Origin of the sequence: Pseudomonas sp. 2835, assembly GCF_050435905.1 — a bacterium.
Taxonomy (GTDB): Bacteria; Pseudomonadota; Gammaproteobacteria; order Pseudomonadales; family Pseudomonadaceae; genus Aquipseudomonas.
Genome location: NZ_JBNDLE010000010.1, coordinates 140782 through 164071, shown reverse-complemented (window position 1 = coordinate 164071; position 23290 = coordinate 140782). Strand labels below are relative to the sequence as shown.

Genomic DNA, 23290 nt, shown 5'->3' with positions numbered 1-23290 from the left:
TCCACTCGTTTCAAACGGTAGATCCCCCGCTGCCTTCGAGCGCATCGGGGCCTCCCTTGCCATCGCACCCGCCCCGACCTTCTTCTTCAAGGAATCGACGACATGAGCCAGACGACTTCGCACGATACCCTCCACGATCTGATCAGCGTGGGCTTCGGCCCTTCCAACCTGGCCCTGGCCATTGCCCTGCAGGAGCGCGCGCAAAGCAGCGGCCAGGCGCTCAAGGCACTGTTCATCGACAAGCAGCAGGACTACCGCTGGCACGGCAACACCCTGGCCACCCAGAGCGAACTGCAGATTTCCTTCCTCAAGGACCTGGTCTCGCTGCGCAATCCCACCAGCCCCTACAGCTTCGTCAATTACCTGCACAAGCAGGGCCGTCTGGTCGACTTCATCAACCTGGGCACTTTTTATCCCTGCCGCCTGGAGTTCAATGACTACCTGCGCTGGGTTGCCGAGCACTTTGCCGACCAGGCCGTCTACGGTGAAGAGGTGGTACGGGTCGAACCGCATTTCAACGGCGACTCCATCGACCTGCTCAAGCTGGTCTCGCGTGACAGCCAGGGCCGCGAGCACAGCCGCCTGACCCGCTCGGTAGTGGTCGGCAGCGGTGGCTCGCCACGTATCCCCAAGCGCTTCGCCCCCTTCAAGCAAGACAAGCGGGTGTTCCACCACTCTCAATACCTGGCAGCGCTTGAGCAGTTGCCTTGCGCCCAGGGCAAGGCCATGCGCATCGCTATCATCGGCTCGGGGCAAAGCGCAGCCGAAGCCTTCATCGACCTCAACGACAGCTTCCCTTCGGTGAAGGTCGACATGATCCTACGCTCCTCGGCACTCAAGCCTGCCGATGACAGCCCGTTCGTCAACGAGATCTTCGCCCCGGCCTACACGGACCTGGTATTCGACCAGCAGCCGCAAGACCGCGAGAAACTCATCGAGCAATACCACAACACCAACTACTCGGTGGTCGACGTCGACCTGATCGAACGCATCTACGGCATCCTCTACCGGCAGAAAGTCGCCCACCAGTTCCGTCACTCGGTACTGTGCCGCCGCGAAGTCGAAGCGGTCTCGGCCAACGACCAGGGCATCGAACTGACCCTGCGTGACCACGCTACCGGCAAAGACCAGACCCACCGCTACGACGCAGTGATCCTGGCCACCGGCTACGAGCGCCGCTCGCACCGCGAATTGCTGGCGCCGCTGCAGGAGTACCTGCAGGACTTCCAGGTCGATCGTCATTACCGCGCCCTGAGCGATCCACGCCTCAAGGCAAGCATTTACCTGCAAGGCTTCTGTGAAGCTTCCCACGGCCTGAGCGACACCCTGCTGTCAGTGCTGCCGGCCCGCGCCGACGAGATCAGCCAGGCGCTGTACCAGGCGCTGGAAACCCCGCGGGCCCTGCGCGAGAACCCGCTGGCTGCCGACCTCATCAACGCCTGAAGCGAGAGACGTCAATGACCCGTCCATCCCGCAGCGCCGTTCGAGATCTGTTCGGCCTGCTCAAACCGTTCTGGCCGCTGGTGGCGATATCCATCGCCCTGGGCATGGTCGGCGGCATCAGCGTCACCACGCTGCTGGCGACCATCAACAGTGCCCTGCACAGCGACAGCGGCCTGACCCAGGGCGTTGTCCTGGGTTTCGCCGGGTTGTGCCTGCTGGCGCTGCTGAGCACGATCTTCTCCGACATCGGCACCAACCACGTCGGCCAGCACATCATCGCCACGCTGCGCAAAGAGCTGGGCGAGAAAGTGCTGGCAGCACCCATCGACCAGATTGAGCGCTACCGCAGCCACCGCCTGATTCCGGTGCTCACCCATGACGTCGACACCATCAGCGATTTCGCCTTTGCCTTCGCCCCGCTGGCGATATCCCTGACTGTAGTGCTCGGCTGCCTGGGCTATCTGGCGATGTTGTCGTGGCCGATGTTCCTGCTGATTGTGCTTGCCATTGCCCTGGGCACCGCCGTGCAGTTCATTGCCCGCGCCCGCGGCCTGAAAGGTTTTGAAGCGGCACGAGAAGCCGAAGACGAACTGCAGAAGCACTACCATGCGATCGCCGAAGGCGCCAAGGAACTGCGCATCCATCGTCCGCGGCGCCAGCGCATGTTCGTCCAGGGCATCCAGGGTACGGCCGAACGGATTTGCAACACGCAGATCCGCTCGATCAACACCTTCGTGATCGCCAAGAGCTTCGGCTCGATGCTGTTCTTCGTGGTCATCGGCCTGGCCCTGGCCATGCAATCGTTATGGCCGAGCGACAACAAGGCGGCCATGAGCGGTTTCGTCCTGGTGCTGCTGTACATGAAGGGCCCGCTCGATCATCTGGTCAGTACCTTGCCGATCGTCAGCCGCGCGCAGATTGCGTTCCGGCGCATCGCCGAACTGTCGCAGCAGTTCTCGTCTCCGGAGGCGCACCTGCTGCTCAGCGACGATGGTGCCGCGGCGCCTGCGGTACACAGCCTGGAACTGAGCGAAGTGACCTACACCTTCCCTCGCGTGGAAGGCTTCGAGCCGTTTCGCCTGGGGCCGGTGAACCTGCGCATCGAACAGGGCGAGATCATTTTCATCGTCGGTGAAAACGGTTGCGGCAAGACCACCCTGATCAAGTTGCTGCTGGGCCTGTATGCGCCGCAAGGTGGCAGCATCGTGCTCAACGGCACGCCGGTGGTGGCCGAAACCCGCGACGACTATCGGCAGTTGTTCACTACCATCTTTGCCGACTATTACCTGTTCGACGATGTGGTCCAGGGCGATACGCAGATTCCCGCCGATGCCGACCGCTACCTGCGACGCCTGGAAATCGACCACAAGGTCAGCGTGCGCGACGGCGTGTTCAGCACCACCGACCTCTCGACCGGGCAACGCAAGCGCCTGGCCCTGCTCAATGCCTGGCTCGAAGAACGCCCGGTACTGGTGTTCGACGAGTGGGCGGCCGACCAGGACCCGACCTTCCGGCGGATCTTCTACACAGAGTTGCTGCCGGACCTCAAACGTCTGGGCAAGACCATCATTGTCATCTCCCATGACGACCGCTACTTCGACGTCGCCGACCAACTGGTGCGCATGCACGCCGGCAGCGTCGTCAGCGAACTGCAATCGGCCTGATCCCTTCTGCGTAAACAGCCCGCAACCGAAAATATTTTTCCGGTTTGCGGGCCTACGAACGTCTCATCCCCAGTAATAGAAATCATTATCAGTCAAGTAGCCAACTTTCCAAGAGCACACCATGCCAGCACATGCCATTTCACCACTCGCCAAAGCGCTGATGATGCGCCGACTGCTCAAGCCCCGCGTTGTTTCCGCCACCCTCGGCCTGGCCCTGAGCCTGCCGCTGACTGCCCAGGTACAGGCACGGGAAGTGGCCTTCGATATTCCTGCGCAGCCGCTGTCCAGCGCCTTGCAGAGCTTCGGTCAGCAGGCCAACGTGCAGTTGCTGTTCAGCCCTGACGATGTGATGAATCTGCGCGGTGCCGCGGTGCAAGGGCGCCTGCAGCCCGAGGCGGCGATTCGCATCCTGCTTGGCGGCACCAACCTCAACTACAGCCTGCAGGGCGATACCCTGACCGTTACCGGTCGCGGTTCGTCGAGCTCGGTCGAACTGGGGGCGACAACCATTGGTGCCACGGGGCTGGGGAGCACCACCGAAGGCACAGGCTCGTACACCACGGGCTCGACCAACACCGCCACCAAGCTCAACCTGAGCCTGCGCGAAACGCCGCAGTCGGTCAGCGTCATGACCCGCCAGCGCATCGACGACCAGAACCTGCGCAGCATCGGCCAGGTGCTGGAGCAAACCGCCGGCATCAACGTGCAAAGCCCGGGCAGCGACCGCCTGTATGTGTATTCGCGTGGCCTGGCCATCGACAACTACCAGTACGACGGCATGCCCACCACCTCGTTCGCCTTCAGCCAGGCCCTGCCCCAGGCGCTGTCGGACATGGCTATCTACGACCGCATCGAAGTGGTGCGCGGCGCCACTGGCCTGATGTCCGGCGCCGGCGATCCGTCCGGGACCATCAACCTGGTGCGCAAGCGCCCTACCGACACCTTCAAGGGTTATGTCAGTGGCGGCCTGGGCTCCTGGGACCTGTATCGCAGTGAAGTGGATGTCTCCGGCCCGCTCACCGAAAACGGCAAGCTGCGCGGTCGTGCGGTGGCTGCCTACCAGCAAGGCAACAGCTTCACCGACCATCTGCAGCAAGAAAAAACCATCCTCTACGGGATCGTCGAGGCCGACCTGACCGACAGCACCCTGCTCACCGTCGGCGTCGACTACCTCAACAGCGACCCGCGCGGATTCTCCACCACCGGCCTGCCGATCGTCGACAACAAGGGCAACCGCGTGCACATGCAGCGCTCGGCCAACGGTGCCAGCCGCAACAGCACCAACCGCCAGGAATCGGTCAACGCCTTCGCCTCGATCGAGCAGAAACTGGCCCACGACTGGACCCTCAAGGTCGCCGCCAGTTCACTGTATGGCACCCGCGACTACAACTCGATCATCGTCGGCACCTCCACCGGCTTCGTCAACGCCGAAACCGGCGACAATCTCAAATACACCGCCACCAAGGGCGACAACACCCAGGAACAACGTGGCCTCGACATCATGCTCTCGGGCCCCTTCGAGCTGGGTGGGCGCACCCACGAACTGGTGGTCGGCTTCAACTACCAGGATTACGAAAACCGCCGCAACGGTTTCGGCAACCTGACCGCCAGTGGAGGCAGCGACAACTTCGTCAGTGGCAAACCGGTGAACATCTGGACCTGGGACAACTATGCGCCCAACCCGACCTACACCATGAACCGCGAAGACGACAACATCAAACAACGGCAGAACGGCGCTTACCTGGCTACCCGGCTCAAGCCCACCGACGATCTCTCGGTGATCCTCGGTGCGCGGGTCAGCAACTACAAGTACGACGCCATGATGCATTACTACGTGCCGAACATGGTGCGCAACAATACCGATGACTCGGTCAAGGTCAGCGGCGAAGTCACCCCGTATGCCGGCGTGGTCTACGACCTCAACGACATCCACTCGGTGTACGCCAGCTACACCAGCATCTTCAAGCCGCAGCCCTATCGCTCGCGCGACGGCAAGCTGCTCGACCCGCGTGAAGGCGACAACTACGAGATCGGCCTGAAAAGCGAATACTTCGGCGGCCGCCTGAACACCGCGATTGCCCTGTTCGAGGTCAAGCTGGACAACGATGCGATCCCCGACGGCACCCTGCCCGGCAACGAGCTGATCACTGCCTACAAGGCGGAAAAAACCAAGACCAAGGGCATCGACCTGGAAGTCAACGGCGAGATCATGCCGGACTGGAACATTGCCGCCAGCTACACCCATGCGGTGGTCAAGGACCATGACGGCGAGCGGGTCAAGACCATTGTCCCGACCGACCTGTTCAAACTCTGGACCACCTACCGCTTGCCCGGCGAGCTGGATCGCCTGACCGTCGGTGGCGGGGTGAACTGGCAGAGCGGCATCCACTTCACTGTCGACTCCTGGCAACTGAGCGCACCGGCCAAAGCCAAGCAAGGCGACTATGCGACCTTCAACCTGATGGCCCGTTATCAGTTGACGCCCAAGTGGTCGACCACTGCCACGGTCAACAACCTGTTCGACAAGAAGTACATCAGTTCGCTGGATGACAACTTCTACAGCGGCTCCTACGGCGAACCGCGCAGCTTCTTGCTGAGCACCAAGTACGAGTTCTGATCGCCCGGCACCCAAACGCCGCCCCGGCAAAGGTCGCTCCCAGGAGCCTGGCCTTTGCCGGGGCGGCGTTTTGCGTCAAGGCCTCAGCGCTCGAGCACCTGCCCAAGCCAGGCCAGTGCCCGGGCGTAGACCTGCTCCACCTGGGCAACGATGCCACCCATGCGTAAAAAGTCGTGGGACAAACCGGCCTCGATGCTCAAGGCCACTTCGGTACCTGCCGCCTGCAACCATTGGGCATAGGCCAGGCCTTCGTCGTGCAGCGGGTCGTAACCGGCCAGCGCCACATAGGCTGGCGCCTGGGCAACGGCATTACCCAGCAGTGGCGAGGCGCGCCAGTCGAGACGGTCGGCAGGCGTGCGTGCGTAATGCTGGTAGAACCACTCCAGCGTCGCCGATTCCAGCAGGTAGCCTTCGGCGTAACGCTGATGGGAGGCTCGTACCTGGCTGATATCGGTCACCGGGTAGAACAGCAGTTGCGCCACCGGCCGCAGGGCCTGCGGCAGCGCCCCCGACGCGGCCATTGCCGCCAGCACCGTGGCCAGGGTCGCCCCGGCACTGTCACCGGCCAGCACTACCCTGCGGCTGTCCAGATGCAGGGCACCGGCCTGCCCGGCCAATGCCGTCAGGCTGTCTGCGGCATCTTCCACGGCAATCGGAAACCGGTACTCCGGCGCCAGCCGGTAGGCCGGGGCCAGCACCGCGAACTCACCGCTGAGCGCCAGCCGGCGGCACACCGAATCATGGGAATCGAGGCTGCCGACCACATAGCCGCCGCCATGAAAATACACAATCACCGGCAAGGTTTTACCGACGCTGGCATTGCTGCGGTAGAGCCGCGCGTCAATCGCGGCGCCGTCGCGAGTCGGCAGTTGCAGGCTGCTGACCTGCAGCTCGCCCGGCGGGTTGGGGTCGAGAATCTGCGAGGTCGCCTCGAAATCGGCGCGCGCCTTGGCCAATGGCAATTCGTGCAAGGGCTGGCTTTTACCCGTGAGTCGACCGAACTCGGCGAGTTCCAGGAAAGCAGAAAGATCAGGGTGCAAGGACATGGAGGCATCCAGACAGAAACAGAAGGAAAAAAGGTGGGGCCGAACGGCCCCACCCCGGGTTCAATCGACCAGCGACGCGACCTGCAGCACAGGCTGCTGCAGCTGTGCCAGCAGGTCGTCGTTGGCGAGGATGTCGTAGTGACCGGCGTTAATGCGCTGCCCTGCGGCCTGCACATGCAGGCCGCTCTCATACGCCTCGACCAGCCCGGCTGGCAGCTGCGCCCGCCACCACAACTGCGCCGCGCAGTCGCTACGGGGCAATGGCTGCAGCCGTCGCGACAAGGCCTTGAGGCGCAAGCCCACCTGAAAGGCACGGGCCAGCTCGTCGGCCTCGAAGCGGCTGGCCTGGGCCGGCGCTGCCTGCTGCAGGGCAGCCAGCAAGGCACTGAGCCCGTCCAGGTCTGGCTCCTGTTCAGGCAGTTGCCCCGGTTCAACCCGCAGGTTGGCGGCCTGGGCCAGGAATGCGGGCAGGTCGTCGCGCCAGTCCTCGTCTTGCACCTGCTGTTGGGGCAGCGGGATAAAACTGTCGACCAGGCCGAGGAAACTCACGGTCTGGCCTTGTTTTTCCAGCTCCGCGGCCACCAGCACCGCCAGGCTACCGCCCAGCGACCAACCCAACAGCCGGTACGGACCCTGTGCCTGCTTCTGGCGAATGTACTGGGCGTAATCGATGGCCATCGACTCCAGTGAATCATCCTCCCAGTCACGGTCCAGAAGCATTCGGCACTGCAGGCCATACACGCTGCAGCGCCCTTGCAGGCGGCGCGCCAATGGCTCGTAGTCGAACACCGTGCCGAAGCCTGCGTGCAGGCAGAACAACGCCGGCCCCGGCTGATCGGCGCCATTGAGCGCCAGCAGCGGATCAAGCTCGCCTGGCTGCTCATCGTAGCCAGACAACTGGGCGATGGTTGGCTTGGCCAGCATGTCCCGCAGCTTCAGTTCAAATCCGGCGGGTGCCTGCTGACGTACCTTGCTCAAGACCTTGAGCGTGCGCAGCGAATCGCCGCCCAGCTCGAAGAAATTGTCTGTCGCACCGACCTGTTCAAGCTCCAGCACGTCCTCCCAGATGGCGGCGAGCATGCGTTCCAGGGCGTTGCGTGGAGCCACATAGGCCTTGCCCTTGAAGTCCGGATCGGGCAAGGCCAGGCGATCGAGCTTGCCGCTGGGGTTGAGCGGCATGGCGTGCAGCTCAATGAGCTGCGCCGGCACCATGTAATCTGGCAATTCGGCGTGCAGGGCTCTGCGCAGTTGCTCCACCTTGAGCCCCTGCGCCGTAGCAACCACATAACCGATCAGGCGTTTGCCCGCTTCGCTGTCGCGGGCCACCACCACGGCCTCGCGTACCCCGTCCTGGGCCCGCAGGCGGGCTTCGATTTCACCCAGTTCGATGCGAAAACCACGAATCTTCACCTGATGATCCAGGCGCCCCAGGTAGTCGATCACCCCGTCGGCACGCCGACGTACCAGGTCGCCGGAGCGGTACAGGCGTGCGCCGGCCTCGAACGGGCTGGCAACGAAACGCTCCGCCGTCAGCCCCGGGCGCTGGTGATAGCCGCGTGCGAGGCCTTCGCCGCCGATGTACAACTCGCCGGCAACGCCATCGGGCAAGGGGTTGAGCTGGGCATCGAGCACATACAGGCTACGGTTGCCGACCCGCTCGCCGATCGGTGCATAAGCGGCCTCGCAGCGGGCGCCGGCGGCGGCCCGCCAGAGCATCGGGGTGACCACGGTTTCGGTCGGACCATAGCCGTTGGTGATCATCCGCGGGTGCAGGGTGCGCTGGACCAGATCGAAGTTGGCCTCGGCCACGGCATCACCGCCGAAGCAGTAGATGTCCACCGGCGGCGGGTTGTCCTGGCCCTGGCCAAACTCGGCGATCTGCTTGAGATAGGCCGGCGGGAAGCAGGCAATGCTGATGCGTTGCTCATGCAATACCGCCCAGGTCTCTTCGGCGGTCCACAGGCTGTCGTCGCGCAGCACCAGGCAACCGCCGGCCAGCAACGTCGACCACCAGCGTTCCTGGGCGCCGTCAAACGCGAACGACATGAACAGCAGTTCGCGGGTAGCCGGAGTCATCTGGTACAGCGCGCTGATCGCCTGGCAATGCATGGCCAGCGGTCCGCGCGCAACGGCGACGCCCTTGGGCTTGCCGGTGGAGCCGGAGGTGTAGATCAGGTACGCCAGATGCCCGGCATCGATACTTACCTGTGGCGCTGTCTGCGGGTACTGCTCCAGCGCCAGGGTATCGAGGGTCAGCACCTGCGCCTGGGTGGTCTGCGGCAGACGCGCCAGCACCTGACTATGGGTCAGCAGCACCTTCATGGCCGAGTCTTCGACAATCCATTGCAGGCGCTCCTGCGGGTAGTCGATATCCAGCGGTACATAGGCCGCGCCGGTCTTGTGCACGGCGTACAGGGCCACAATCATCTGCACCGAACGATTCAACGCGACCCCAACGCGCACCTCCGGCCCGACCCCCTGCGCACGCAAGCAATGGGCCAGGGCATTGGCCTGCGCTTCGAGCTGGGCGTAACTCAGTTGCTGACCGGCGCAGACCACCGCCAGCGCATCACCCCGGTCACGGGCATGGGCCTGAACCTGCTCCAGCAGGCTCGCTGCCTGCGGCTGTGGTGGCAGCACCGCGTTGGCGGCGGCCAGCGCTTGCAGGCCACCGGCATCGAGCATGGCCAGGCTGCCCAGGGTTGCCTGCGGCTGCTCCAGCAACGCCTGCAACAGCGTCTCGAAACAGGCGCGGATCTGCGCCACGCTGTCAGCGCTGAAGCGGTTGCGCAGGTAAAGAAACTCGATGCTCAAGGTTTCGCCCAGATTGACCGCAAGGTCCATCGGGTAGTTGGTGACATCGCGGCCACGGGTGGCGCCAAACTGCAACGGCCCTTGGCCCACCTCCTGCAAACGCTCGTCGACCGGGTAGTTCTCGAACACGATGATGCTGTCGAACAGGCTGCGACCGCTGTGCCCGGCCCAGCGCTGGATATCGGCAAGCGATGCATGCTCGTGGTCGCGTACCTCCAGGTTGTAGGCTTGCAGTTGTTCCAGCCAGTCGCCGACGCGCTGGTCTGGCCGCGGGCTTTGCAGGATCGGCAAGGTGTTGATGAACAGCCCGAGCATCTCGCCGGCCAGGGGCAAACTGGCCGGGCGCCCGGCCACTGTCGCACCGAAACAGACGCTCTGCTGGCCGGTATAGCGCTGCAACAGCAGCAGCCAGGCCGCCTGCACCAGGGTGTTGGCGGTGACCCGCAATTGCTGGGCGGCGCTGCGCAACTGGCGGGTACGCACAGCATCCCAGTCCAGGTAGAGCGCATCGTGGCCTTGCAACTGGGCCGCCGGGCGCGGCCAGGTGCTGGCCGCCAGTTCGGTGACTTCGCCCAGGTCGCGCAATTGCTGGCGCCAGAACTGCTCCAGCGCCTGCTGGTCATTCTGTTGTTGCAGCCAGGCGATGTAGTCGCCATAGCGCCCTTGTACCTGCACCGGCCGCCCATGGTAGGCCTGGAACACCTCGGCGAGCAGGCGCGAGCTGCTCCAGCCGTCCATGAGAATGTGGTGACGGGTCCAGATCAGGTGGCAGCGCTGGTCGTCCAGGCGCACCAGGGTGACCCGCATCAGCGGCGCACGCAGCAGGTCGAAGCCCTCGCGGCATTCGGCGTGCTCCAGTACTTCGATGGCATCGCTTTCCAGGGCCTGGCCACGCCAGTCGAGCACACGCACCACCGACGGCGCCTGCTTGCTCACCACCTGCAGCGGTTGCTCCAGGCTGCTGGCATTCCAGAAACCGGTACGCAGCACTTCATGGTTGGCGACTGCCAGGTCCCAGGCTGCGACAAAGCGTTCTAGCTCCAGCCCCTGCACGGCGACGCTGGTCTGGTTGATGTACAAGCCGGCCTCGTCGGCCTCCAGGGAGTGGAACAACATGCCCTGTTGCATCGGCGACAACGGGTAGATGTCGGCTACCTCGCGCGCAGCCACGGGCAGGCCGTCGAGCTGCGCCTGGGTGAGCCCGGCCAGGGGGAAATCCGCTGGTGTCAGGCCGCCACTGGCCTCCTGGCAACAGTGCTCGATCAGCGCTTGCAGTTCGCTGGCGTAGTCAGCGGCCAGGCCCTCGACAACACTGCTGTCGAACATCTGCGGGCTGAAAATCCAGCCGATGCTCAGACGTCCGTCGTACACCTGGCCGTTGAGGGTCAGCCAGTTGCCCAGTTCAGCCAGCTCGGCGCGCTCGCTGCCCGAGGCTTCGCGCGCCACGGCAAACAGGGCGTCATCGGCCTGGCTGTCGAAACTGTTGTCGAACTGCCCCAGATAATTGAAGGTGATACGCGGCAACGGTCGCTGGCCCAGGGCCTGCCGCGCCGTACTGTCACCCAGGTAGCGCAACAGGCCATAACCGATGCCGTTATCGGGCACTGCCCGGACCTGCTCCTTGATCGCCTTGATCGCCTCGGCCAAACCAGGCGCCGGGGTCAACGCCAGCGGGTACTTGCTGGTGAACCAGCCGACACTGCGGGTCAGGTCGAGATCGGCAAACAGCTCTTCGCGGCCATGACCTTCGAGCACCACCTGGGTGCTCGGTTGCCCGCTCCAGCGGCAGATTACCCGGGCCAGGGCGGTCAGCAGCAATTCGTTGATGCGCGTGCGGTAAGCAGCGGGTGCCTGTTGCAACAAGCGCTGGGTGGCGGCGTTGTCGAGGCGGGTGTAGACGGTGCGGGCATCACGCTGCAACAACCGGCACGCGGCATCTCGCACCGGCAGCGCATCGACCGCCGCCTGCGCTTGCCAGTAGGCCAGTTCAGCCTGCAACGGCGCACTGCCCGCCCGCGCCAGCAGGCGCTCGCCCCAGTGTTGCGCCGAACAGGTCTTGGCCGGCAGGCTCAAGGGCTGGCCGGCGGCCAGTTGCCCGTAGGCACTCTGCAGGTCTTGCAGCAGGATGCGCCAGGAAACGCCATCGACCACCAGGTGATGCACCACCAGCAACAAGCGCTGCTGGCCATCCTCGAGGCTGAACAGCACCGCCCGCAGCAACGGTCCGGCGCCTAGGTCCAGGCTGCGCTGGGCCTGTTCGCAGATCGCCGGCAGTTGTTCAAGACAGGTGCTGCGCTGCCATAACAGGTCTTGGGCGCCGGCGCCTGGACGGTGCTCGGCGAGCCAGCCATCCGCCGTCTGGCTGAAGCTCAGGCGCAAGGCATCGTGGTGCAGCAGCAAAGCCTGCAAAGCCGCCTCCAGCGCCTGGGCAGACAAGGCTGTACGCGGGGCGAGCAGCACCGACTGGTTCCAGTGATGACGGTCGACCACCTCGTTCTCGAAGAACATCTGCTGGATCGGCAACAGCGTCAGGGGGCCCTCGACCGGCCCGCTGGCCACGTTCGCATCACCCGCACCGAGGCTGGCAACCCTGGCCAGGCGCTGCACACTCTGGTGCTGGAACAGGTCTTTGGGGGTAAAGCGGATTCCCGCTTCACGGGCCCGGCTGACCACCTGGATGGAGATGATCGAGTCGCCGCCAAGCTCGAAGAAGTTGTCCTGGCGGCCCACTCGCGGGACCTTGAGCACATCCTGCCAGATCGCCGCCAGGCGCTGCTCCAGCTCACCTTGCGGCGCACTGTAGGTCTCACTGGCCGCCTGCGCACCTGGTGCGGGCAAGGCCTTGCGGTCGAGTTTGCCGTTGGCGGTCAGGGGCAGACGCTGCAGCAGGATCAACTGCGCCGGCACCAGGTATTCCGGTAAACGCTCGCGCAACGCCTCAAGCAAGGCTGCAGCCACTTGCGCCGAGGTGCCGGCACGACTGACCACGTAACCGAGCAGTTGCTGGCCGCGCTCGCTGGCGTGGCCGACAACCACCGCCTGCTCCACGCCGTCCAGGCTGCGCAGGCAAGCGGAGACCTCGCCCGGCTCGACGCGAAAACCGCGAATCTTCAGTTGATCGTCGATTCGACCTTGATAGTGCAACTGCCCGGCGCTCAAGCGCACAGCATCGCCACTGCGGTACAAGCGCTCGCCCTGGCTGGCGAAGGGATCGGGTACAAAGCGCTCGGCAGTCAGCCCCGGCTGCCCGAGATAGCCACGCGCCAGGCCCGGCCCACCGATGTACAACTCGCCCGTACCGCCGTTTGCCACGGCCTGCAGGCTGGCATCGAGCACGTGCACACGGCTGTTGGCCAGGGGTTGGCCGAGGCTGGCCTGACCGTCCTCGAGCGGCCCGGCGAGCACGCCGACGGTGGTCTCGGTCGGCCCGTAATGGTTGAACACCCGGCACTGCGGCGCCAGTTGCCGTACGCGCTCAAGCAACGCTGGCGGGCAGGCTTCGCCACCCAGCACCAGCAGACGGCGCGGCAGTACCTCGCAAGCTTCGGCCGAGGCCATCAATGCCGCCAGGTGGGAGGGTACGATCTTCAGCACATCGACCTGCTGGCGCTGCATGACTGCGGCCATGGCCTGGGCGTCCATTGCCGTGTGCGGATCGAGCAGGTGCAGGGTACGCCCCGAGCACAGCGCGCCAAACAGCACCGTATGGCCAAGGTCGGCAGCAACGGTGGAGATCATCGCCATGCTCTGCGCCTGCTCCAGCGGCAGGCGTTGCAACAGGCCCTGGACATAGTTGGCCAGGGCGCCATGGCTGACCATCACCCCTTTGGGCTGGCCGCTTGAGCCGGAGGTGTAGATGACATAGGCGCCGCTCTCGGCCAGCGGCAGCGTAGGTTGCAGCGCGGCGCCGGGCAGCGTTTGCGCATCGGGACCATCGACACAGATCAGCGCCTGGCCTGCTACACGCGGCATTTGCGCCTGCAGCGCCGAAGCGCAAAGCAGTACCTGGGCGCCGCTGCCTTCAAGCAGGCTGCGCAGGCGTTCGCTGCCGGCCTGCGGGTCCAGCGGCAAGTAGCTGGCACCGGCCTTGAACGCTGCCAGAATCGCCACGACCAGGGCTGAACTGCGCTCCAGGGCAATGGCCACCCTGGATTCGCTCGCCACGCCCAACGCCCGCAATTGCCCGGCCAGGCGCGTGGCTTGCCGGTCGAGCTCGCTGTAGCTCAATTGCTGCGTCGCACACACCGTAGCCAGGCGTTGCGGTGTTGCCGCCAGTTGCTGCTCGAACAGCTCCAGCACGCTACTGGCGGCAAAGCTGCACTGCGGCCCCTGCCCCTGCTCGAGCAGGTGCTGCTGCTCGGTGACCGACAGCAGCGGCAAGTCTTCGATCCGCACCTGCACGTCATCGACAATCGCCTGCAACAACCGTCGCCACTGCCCGGCAATGGCCTCGATGCTGCTGGCATCGAACAGGTCGCTGGCGTAGACAAAGGTTGCCTCGATGCCGCCCGGATGCTCGAGGGTATTGAGTGTCAGGTCGAACTTGCTGGTGCTCAGCGGTTGCGCCAGCGCCGTTACCTGCAAGCCGTCCAGCGCAGCCGCACCGCCACCGGCGTCCTCGCGCTGATGGTTGAACATCACCTGGAACAGCGCCGAGTGGCTCAGGCTGCGTTCGGCCTTGAGCACCTCAAGCAATTGCTCGAACGGCAAGTCCTGATAGGTCTGGGCCTGCAAGGCCGCCTCGCGCACCTGGGCCAGCAACTGGCTGAAACGCAGCTCCCCGTGCACCTGGGCCTTCATCACCTGGGTATTGACGAAAAAACCGATCAGGCGCTCGATCTCGGGCCGGCCACGGTTGGCAATCGGCACCCCGACGCGGATTTCCTGCTGGCCGCTCAAGCGCTGCAGCAGGGCCTGAAACGCTGCCAGCATCAGCACGAACAGGGTCACCCCATGCCGCGCGGCCAGGGCCTTGAGCTGCTCGCCCAGGCGGGCGTCCAGCGCGGCATTCAGGCTGGCGCCGGCATAGCTGCGTTCGGCCTGGCGCGGGCGGTCGAGCGGCAGCTGCAGGACCTCAAGCGGCCCCTGCAACTGTTCGCTCCAGTACGCCAACTGCCGCTCGCGCTCACCGTTCTCCATCCACTGGCGTTGCCACAGGGCGTAATCGGCGTATTGCACCGGCAAGGCCGGCAGATCCGGTTCACGCCCCTGGCTGAAAGCGGCATAGGCCTGGACCAGCTCCTGCACCATCAGCTGCAACGACCAGGCGTCGGAAATGATGTGATGCTGGACCAGGCTGAGCACATGCTGCTCGGCGTCAACCTGCAGCAAGGCTGCGCGCAGCAACGGCCCACCGGCCAGGTCGAAACCCTGGCCGCCCTGCCCGGCCAGAAACGCCTGAATCGCGGCTTCGCCAGCCACTCCCTCAGGCACCGCCTGCAGTGCAAGCTCCAGGCTGAACGGCGCCTGGACCTGCTGCCGGACCCCATCCGGTGTTTCAACAAACAACGTGCGCAGGCTTTCGTGACGGGCAACCAGCGCATCCAGACTGCGCCGCAGCGCGGCGACATCCAGGCGGCCCTGCAAACGGATCGCCAACGGGATGTTGTACGCCGGGCTCAGCGGCTCCAGCTGCCAGAGGAACCACTGACGTTGCTGGGCATAGGAAAGCAGGAGCGGCTCGTCCTCGGCACGCTGGAACACAGGAGCGACCCCGAACAGGTTGATCCCTTTCTGTTTCAGCAGGACAGCCAGCGCTTTGCGCTCCTTCGAGGAAAGCGCCCCCACAGACTCTATTAACTTTTGCACGCCACGACCCCTTGTCAGGAAAGCAATTTCTCAAGATCTTCGGCAGATAGACGTTTGAGAGCCTCCAGGGATTTAGTCAACTCGTCCTGTAGCGGTGAAAGCTCGTCCTGCAGGGCCTGGACCCGGGCACAGAAGGCCTCCAGGTGTTCGGCTTCGAACAGCAGCTTGAGCGGCACCTCCAGGGCCAACTGGTCACGCAGGCGCATCACCACCTGGGTGGCCATCAACGAATGGCCGCCGAGCTGGAAGAAGTTGTCGCCCAGGCCAACCTGCTCAGTGCCCAGCACCGCCTGCCAGGCCGCCGCTACCTGCTGTTGCAGCGCCGAGTGCGGTGGCCGATGCAGGGCCTGGCCGCCCAGGCTTGGCGGCGCCGGCAACTGGCGGCGGTCGAGCTTGCCGTTGGGGCTCAGCGGCATTTCACTCAGCGCCAGCAGATGGCTCGGCAACATATGCTCAGGCAGGGTCTGACGCAGGAACTCGCGCAATGCGCCAATAGCCTCGGCACTGGCCTGGCCATCGGCGACCAGGTAAGCCACCAGTTGCGTGCCGCCAACCGCTTCGCGGGCGATCACCACGGCTTCGCGGATTGCCGGGTGCTCCAGCAGCCGTGCCTCGATTTCCCCCAGCTCGATACGCAACCCGCGGATCTTGACCTGGTGGTCGATGCGCCCGGCGTACTCGATCTCGCCAGCCGCGCCGTAGCGCGCCAGGTCGCCGGTGCGGTACATGCGCTGGCCTGGCACGAACGGATCGAGCGGGAAGCGTTCGGCGGTGAGCCCCGGGCGACGATGGTAACCCCGTGCCAGGCCGGCACCGGCCAGGTACAGCTCGCCCAGAACACCCTCGGCAACCGGCTCGAGGTTGGCATCGAGGATGTACGTGCGCAGGTTGGCAATGGCGTGGCCGATCGGCACGCTGCTGCGCCCCTCATCCACACACTGCCAGTGGGTCACGTCGATCGCAGCTTCAGTCGGGCCGTAGAGGTTGAACAGCCCGGCCGCCGGCAGCTTGGCGAACACCTGCTGCTGGGCTTCGATCGGCAGCGCCTCGCCACTGCAGATGATCCGCGACAGGCTTGTGCAGCGGCCCACCTGCGGCGCCTGGAGGAACACCTGCAACATCGACGGAACGAAGTGCAAGGTGCTCACAGCCTCACGCTCGATCAGGTCGATCAGGCGGCCCGGATCCCGGTGATCGCCAGGCGCGGCAACCACCAGCCGTGCGCCGCTCATCAACGGCCAGAAGAACTCCCAGACCGACACGTCGAAACTGAACGGGGTTTTCTGCAGCACCGTATCGCTGGCATCCAGGCCATAGGCCTGTTGCATCCAGCACAGGCGGTTGACCAGGGCACTGTGACGGTTGCCCGCGCCCTTGGGTTTGCCGGTGGAACCGGAGGTGTAGATCACGTAGGCCAGGTGTTCGCCATCCACTGCCACCTGCGGGTCGTCCTCGCGAAAGGCCTCGGCCTGCGCCTGGTCCAGCAGCAGCGTGCGCAGCCCCGGCCTCAGCGGCAGGCCGTCGAGCAGCCACGACTGGGTCAGCAGCAGCTCGATGCCACTGTCGTCGAACATATGCGCCAGACGGTCGCGCGGGTAATCCGGGTCCAGCGGCACATAAGCACCGCCGGCCTTGAGGATCGCCAGCAAGCCAATGACCATTTCCAGCGAACGCTCGGCCGCGATTCCCACCAGCACGTCCGGCCCTACCCCCTGGCCGATCAACTGCCAGGCCAGGCGGTTGGCCCGGGCATTGAGCTGGGCATAGCTCAGGCTCTGCCCGGCATAGACCAGTGCCGGCGCCTGGGGCGTGCGCTGCACCTGGTCCTCGATCAACTGCTGGATGCTGCGCTGCAGCGGATAGTCGGCCAGTGCCCCAGCCCCTTGGGCAAGGCGCTGGGCACGGCCTTCGGCGCTGAACAGGCTCAGGCTGGCAACCGCCTCCCGGCCCTGGCAGCCGCCCAGTTGCAGCAACAGATGCTGCAGTTGCGCGCCCAGGCGTTGCACCGCCACAGCATCGAAATCGGCGCTGGTGTACTTGAAGGTCACACTCAGTTGCTCGCCGGCATCCACCAGCAGGGTCAGCGGGAAGCCATTTTGCTCATGGCCGAGCACCTCGCCAAAGCGCAAGCCGGCCGGTGCGCCCTGCTCCAGGGCCTGGGCCACCGGGTAGTTTTCGAACACCAGCAAGGTGTCGAACAGCGGCTGGCCACTGTGCCCGGCCCAGCGCTGGATCTCGTAAAGCGGCGTGTGCTCCTGCTCGCGCAGGTTGAGGTTGTGCGCCTGCAGCGCCTGCAGCCAGTGCTGCAATGACTGCTGCGGCCGCGCGCCAGTGATCACCGGCAGGCTGTTGATGAACAGGCCGATCTGCCGCTCGATGCCCTTGAGCTCGGCCGGACGCCCGGACACGGTGGCCCCGAAGGTGACATTGTCCTGGCCGCTGTAATGCTGCAGCAGCAATGACCAGGCCCCCTGGACCAGGGTATTGAGGGTGACCTTCTGCGCCCGGGCAAAAGCCTGCACGCGCAGGGTCTGCTCGGCGCTCAGGGTTTGCTGGTGCTGGCCGCTGGCCGCCGCACAGGAGCCGGGCACGCGGGCAATGGCCTGGCTGAGCAAGGTCGGGCCGTCGAATTGTTGCAGCTGCTGACGCCAGAACGCCTGGCAGGCGTCGCCGTCGCGCCCCTGCAGCCAGGCGATATAGTCACGGTAGCGGCCGATCGGCGCGTCCACCGTTTCACCGGCGTAGCGCTGCAGCACCTCGGCCAGCAATTGCGCATTGCTCCAGCCGTCCATCAGGACATGGTGGCTGGTGAAGATCATTTCATACGCCTGCTCACCGCTACGGACCAGGCTCAGGCGCAATAGAGGTGCACTGTCGAGGGCAAAGCCGGCGTTGCGTTCCTGGGCCGCGAGGTCATCCAGCATTGTTGCGCCGTGCGTGGCACCACGCAGATCGACGCTGGCAAACGCCAGCGGCACGTCGCGTACTACCACCTGCACGGGCGCGGCAAAGTCGCCTTGCCAGTGGAACTGGCTGCGCAGGCTGTCGTGGGCATCCAGCGTGGCCTGCCAGGCATGGCGAAAGCGCTCGACGTCCAGGCCCTGGACCTGCACTCGCAACTGGTTGATGTTGTCACCACTGGTGTGTGCGTTCAGGGCATGGAACAGCATGCCTTGCTGCATCGGCGACAGCGGGTAGATGTCGGCAATCTGCCCGGGCGCCAGCGGCAAGCGCTCAAGCTGTGCCTGGTCAAGTGCCGCCAGGGGGAAATCCGACGGCGTCACGGCACCGTTGCCCGGCGCCAGGCAATGCTCGACCAAGGCCTGCAATTGCTGGCTCAGGGCATCCGCCAGGCGCTGCACCGTGGCCGGGGCGAACATGGCCTGGCTGAAGGTCCAGTCCAGGGTCAACTCACCGCCATAGACCTGGCCGTTGATGCTCAACCAGTTACCCAGCGGTGCCTGGTCGCCCTGCTCGGCCCCGGATGCTTCACGGGCCGGGGCGAACAAAGCGTTCGGATCATCGAAGCTGGCGTCAAACTGGCCCAGGTAGTTGAAGGTGATGCGCGGGGTTGGCAGGCGCTTGAGCGCCTGGCGCTGTTCGGCACTGCCGTAGGCGCACAGCACGCCAAAATCCAGGCCCTTGTTGGGGATCGCCCGCAGTTGCTCCTTGATCGCCTTGATCGATGCCCCGAGGTTATTGCCGGGGGTCAGACAGGCCGGGAACGCAGTGGTGAACCAACCGACCGTACGGGTCAGGTCGATGTCCTCGAACAGCGCTTCGCGACCATGGCCCTCAAGCTGGACCCAGGCCGAATCCTCACCGCTCCACTGGCAGATCACCTGCGCCAGGGCGGTCAGCAGCAGGTCGTTGATCTGCGTGCGGTAGGCAGCCGGTGCCTGCTGCAGCAGGGCGCGAGTGTGCTGCGCATCGAGGTGGCTGCGTACGCTGCAGGCTTGATCCTTGCTCAAGCTGGCACTGCGGTTGTCGCATGGCAGGTCTGCGCTGGCGCTAGCGCCCAGGCCCGTCCAGTAAGCGGCGGCTGCGGCAATGTCGCCACTGCCGGCATACTGTTGCAAGCGCTCGGCCCAGGCCTGTACGGCGCTGGTGCGCGGCGGTAATTGTGCGGTCTGGCCAGCGCACAGCTGGGCATAAACGGCTTGCAGGTCTTCGAACAGGATCCGCCAGGAAACGCCATCGACTACCAGGTGATGGACCACCAGCAGCAAGCGCTGGCCACCCTCCTCCAGGTCTACCAGCAGCGCCCGCAGCAACGGCCCCGCAGCCAGGTCGAGGCTGCGCTGGGCCTGTTCGCAGTGATCGAGCAATTGCTCTGGCGAGGCGGCGCGACGCAGCAACAGCAGGCTCTGGTCAACCGCCGCACAATGATCGGCACGCCAGCCCTGCGCGTCGTGCACAAAGCGTTGACGCAGGGCGTCGTGATGCGCCACCAGCAGCTGTAGCGCCTGTTCAAGCCGCGCTGGATCAAGTGCCTGGCGCGGCGTCAGCAGCACCGATTGGTTCCAGTGATGACGCTCGACGATGGCACTGTCGAAGAACTGCCGTTGAATCGGCAACAGCGCCTGTTCGCCAGTAACCGGGCCCTGCTCGACCGCCAGCGCCTGCTCAGTGAAACTGGCCACCGTGGCCAGGCTTTGCACGGTCTGGTGTTGAAACAGGTCTTTGGGGCTGAAGTGGATACCGGCCTGACGCGCACGGCTGACCACCTGGATCGAGACGATCGAATCGCCGCCCAGCTCGAAGAAGTTATCCTGGCGCCCGACCTGTTCGCGCTTGAGCACCTGTGCCCAGATCTGCGCGATGCCGTTCTCCAGCTCGCCCTGAGGCGCGCTGAAGGTTGTGCTGGCAACGTCGCTATCGGGCAGCGGCAGCGCCTTGCGATCCAGTTTGCCGTTGACCGTCAGCGGCAATTGCGCCAACAGCAACAGGTGGCTCGGCACCATGTGCGCAGGCAGGCGAGCAGCCAGCGCTTCGCGCAGGGCCTGCACCTGCACCTGCACCGGGGCCTGGGCCTGGGCCTGGGCCACTACATAGCCGACCAGTTGCGGCCCGCGCGGCCCCTCCTGGGCCAGCACCACCGCTTCACGCACGCCGGGCTGGGCCAACAGGCCGGCTTCGATTTCACCCAGTTCGATACGCAGGCCACGCAACTTGAGCTGGTGGTCGATGCGCCCGACATAATGCAGCTCACCCTGCGCCTGGCGCCGCACCAGATCACTACTGCGGTACAGGCGGGCGCCGGGAGCGCCATACGGGTCGGGGACGAAACGCTCGGCGGTCAGCCCCGGCCGGCGGTGGTAACCGTTGGCCAGCGAAGCGCCGCCCAGGTACAGCTCACCCAGGCCGCCCTGCGGGCAGCGCCCAAGGCTTGCGTCCAGCACCTGGGCACTGACATTGCTGATCGGCGCGCCGATGCGGATGATGTCCTCGCGCTCCTGCCCGCTCAACTCATGACTGCTGGCGTCGATGGTTGATTCGGTGGGGCCGTAGAGGTTTATCAGCCGGCCTTGCCAGTGCTGCGCCAGTTGCTTGACCAGGCTGGCCTTGAGCGCTTCGCCACCGACGAACATCAGCCGCAGCGATGCCAGTTGCCCGGGCTGCACCGCGCCCAGCAGGCCCTGCAGCAGCGACGGTGCCAATTGCAGTACGCTGATGCGCTGCTCGGTGACCAGCGACCACAACCGGGTCAGGTCCTCGTTCAACGCGGCCGGCGCCAGTACCAGCGGCGCACCGCACAGCAACGGCAGCCAGAACTCCCAGACCGAGGCATCAAAGCTGAAGGAGGTCTTCTGCAGCACCCGGTCATCGGCCTGAAGCGGATAGGCGTGCATCATCCACTGCATGTGATTGGCCAGGCCGCCATGACGAATGGCAACACCTTTGGGCTGACCGGTGGAGCCGGAGGTGTAGATGACATAGGCCAGGTCGTCGGGGTGCAGCGCCAGCGCGGGGGCGCCCGGGTCGCTGGCCGGCAGGCCCAGCGCCTGCTCATCGAGCAACAGGCTACGGGGTGCCGACAGCTCGCCCAGGCGGCTGCTGAGCGAGGCATGGCTGAGCAACAGCTGCATGCCACTGTCGTCGATCATGTACTGCAGCCGCTCGCGCGGGTACTCCGGGGCCAGCGGCACATAGGCTGCACCGGCCTTGAGTACTGCCAGCTGCGCCACCACCATCTCCAGGCTGCGCTCCAGCATCAGGCCGACCAGGCTGTGGGTGCCGACGCCGGCCTCACGCAGTTGCCAGGCCAGGCGGTTGCTGCGCGCCTCCAGTTCAGCATGGCTGTACGACTGCCCGGCAACGATCAGGGCGATGGCCTCGGGCTGGCGCAGCAGCCGGGCACGCAGCATCGGCAGCAGCAACTCGCCCGCCGCTTGCGCCGGCAAGCCTTGCGCGGGGGCCGGTTCGCGGTCCAGGGCAATGGCCTCCAGGCGTTGCCGGGTATCAGCGGCGAACGCCTGCAACAGCACCTGCCAATGAGCGGCCATGCGTTCGATGGTCGACGCTTCGAACAGGTCCAGGGCGTAAGTCAGCGATGCCCACAGACGCTCGCCTTCCTCGAAGGTGTCGAGATTGAGGTCGAATGGCGAGGCATGGCTGTCCCAGTTCAGCGCCTCAATGCGCAAGCTGCCGGCCAGCCCGGCTGCGCTGGCACCCTGACCGGCATCGACCTGGTGGTTGAACATCACCTGGAACAATGGATTGAAGCTCAGGCTGCGCTCCGGCTGCAGGGCTTCGACCAGTTGCTCAAAGGGCAGGTCCTGATAGGCCTGGGCGGCAAGCGCGGTCTGTTTGACCTGCTGGATCAACTCACTCAGGGTATCGCGCCCGTCGACGTCGGCCTTGAGCACCTGGGTGTTGACGAAAAAGCCGATCAGGCCCTTGGTCTCGGCACGGTTGCGGTTGGCCACCGGCACCCCGACGCGAATCTGCTGCTGGCCGCTGTAGCGGTGCAGCAGCAACTGGAAGGAGGCGAGCAGCAGCATGAACAGGGTCACCCCTTCGCGCTGGCAGGTCCGGCGCAAGCCGCTGAGCAACTCCGGCGCCAGGTCGATCTGGCAGCGGCCGCCACGGTAACTGCTTTGCGCCGGGCGCGGCCGGTCGTGGGGCAGCTCCAGCAAAGCCTGCTCATCGCCCAGGTGGGCGGTCCAGTAAGCCAGTTGCCGCTCACGCTCGCCCGCCTCCATCCAGCAGCGCTGCCAGAGCGCATAGTCGGCGTACTGGATCGGCAGCGCCGGCAGCGACGGCTCCTGGCCCTGGCTGAAGCCCAGGTACAGCGCCACCAGTTCCTGCACCAGCACCTGCATCGACCAGCCATCGGCGACGATGTGGTGCAGGGCGAGAACCAGCACGTGCTCCTGGTCATCCAGGCGCAGCAGGCGCGCGCGCAGCAGCGGCCCGCGCTGCAGGTCAAAGGGTTGCTGCAGGGTGCTGTCGACAAAGGCATCGATCAGCGCCTGGCGAGCCTGAAGCGGCGCCGGCGCCTGGGCACTGTGCCGTTCCAGCTCCAGTGCCGCATGCCCCTGCACACGCTGGACAGCCTGCTCGGCCTGTTGTTCGAAGGTGGTGCGCAGGCTTTGGTGGCGAGCGACCAGGGCGTTGAGGCTGCGTTGCAAGGCCTGGCTGTCGAGCGCGCCGTGCAGGTGCAAGGCGGCCGGAATATGGTAGGCACTGCTGTGTGGGTCCAGTTGCCAGAGAAACCACTGGCGCTGCTGGGCGTAGGACAGCGGTAGCTCGCCGTGCTCGAGCCGGCTGACCGGGATCGGCAGTTGCGCCAGGCTCATACCCTTGCCAGCGAGCTTTTCCAGGAACAGCCGACGCTGCTCCGCGGGCAGCTTGATGAAGCGCTGCACCAGCTGCGTATTGTCCATTCCAGCCAT

The 23290-nt window shown here is 65.2% G+C and carries 6 protein-coding genes; 3 read left to right on the top strand and 3 right to left on the bottom strand.

Going from position 1 to position 23290, the window contains the following annotated elements; all coding sequences use genetic code 11:
• Positions 1–102: 102 nt before the first annotated feature.
• The 3 genes from ABIE20_RS16790 to ABIE20_RS16780 all read left to right on the top strand — a co-directional run bounded on the left by ABIE20_RS16790 (position 103) and on the right by ABIE20_RS16780 (position 5724).
• Positions 103–1443: a lysine N(6)-hydroxylase/L-ornithine N(5)-oxygenase family protein gene (locus tag ABIE20_RS16790; protein ID WP_429506032.1), complete on the top strand. Its 1341-nt coding sequence runs from the start codon at positions 103–105 to the stop codon at positions 1441–1443.
• 14 nt (positions 1444–1457) lie between these two features.
• Entirely contained in the window at positions 1458–3107 is a 1650-nt protein-coding gene (locus tag ABIE20_RS16785; protein WP_429506031.1) for a cyclic peptide export ABC transporter, read from the top strand.
• 121 nt (positions 3108–3228) lie between these two features.
• The gene (locus tag ABIE20_RS16780) at positions 3229–5724 is read left to right on the top strand and encodes a TonB-dependent siderophore receptor (protein ID WP_429506030.1); all 2496 of its coding nucleotides are present in this window, start codon (positions 3229–3231) and stop codon (positions 5722–5724) included.
• Positions 5725–5807: 83 nt separating this feature from the next.
• On the opposite strand, the gene ABIE20_RS16775 is transcribed toward ABIE20_RS16780, so the two are convergent.
• The 3 genes from ABIE20_RS16775 to ABIE20_RS16765 are packed head-to-tail and all read right to left on the bottom strand — an operon-like array spanning position 5808 to position 23290.
• Positions 5808–6770, bottom strand: a complete 963-nt coding sequence (locus tag ABIE20_RS16775; protein WP_429506028.1) for an alpha/beta hydrolase — start codon at positions 6768–6770, stop codon at positions 5808–5810.
• A gap of 60 nt (positions 6771–6830) precedes the next feature.
• Positions 6831–15392: an amino acid adenylation domain-containing protein gene (locus ABIE20_RS16770; protein ID WP_429506026.1), complete on the bottom strand. Its 8562-nt coding sequence runs from the start codon at positions 15390–15392 to the stop codon at positions 6831–6833.
• 14 nt (positions 15393–15406) lie between these two features.
• Positions 15407–23290 (bottom strand): amino acid adenylation domain-containing protein, encoded by a 7884-nt coding sequence (locus ABIE20_RS16765; protein ID WP_429506024.1) that lies wholly within the window; start codon positions 23288–23290, stop codon positions 15407–15409.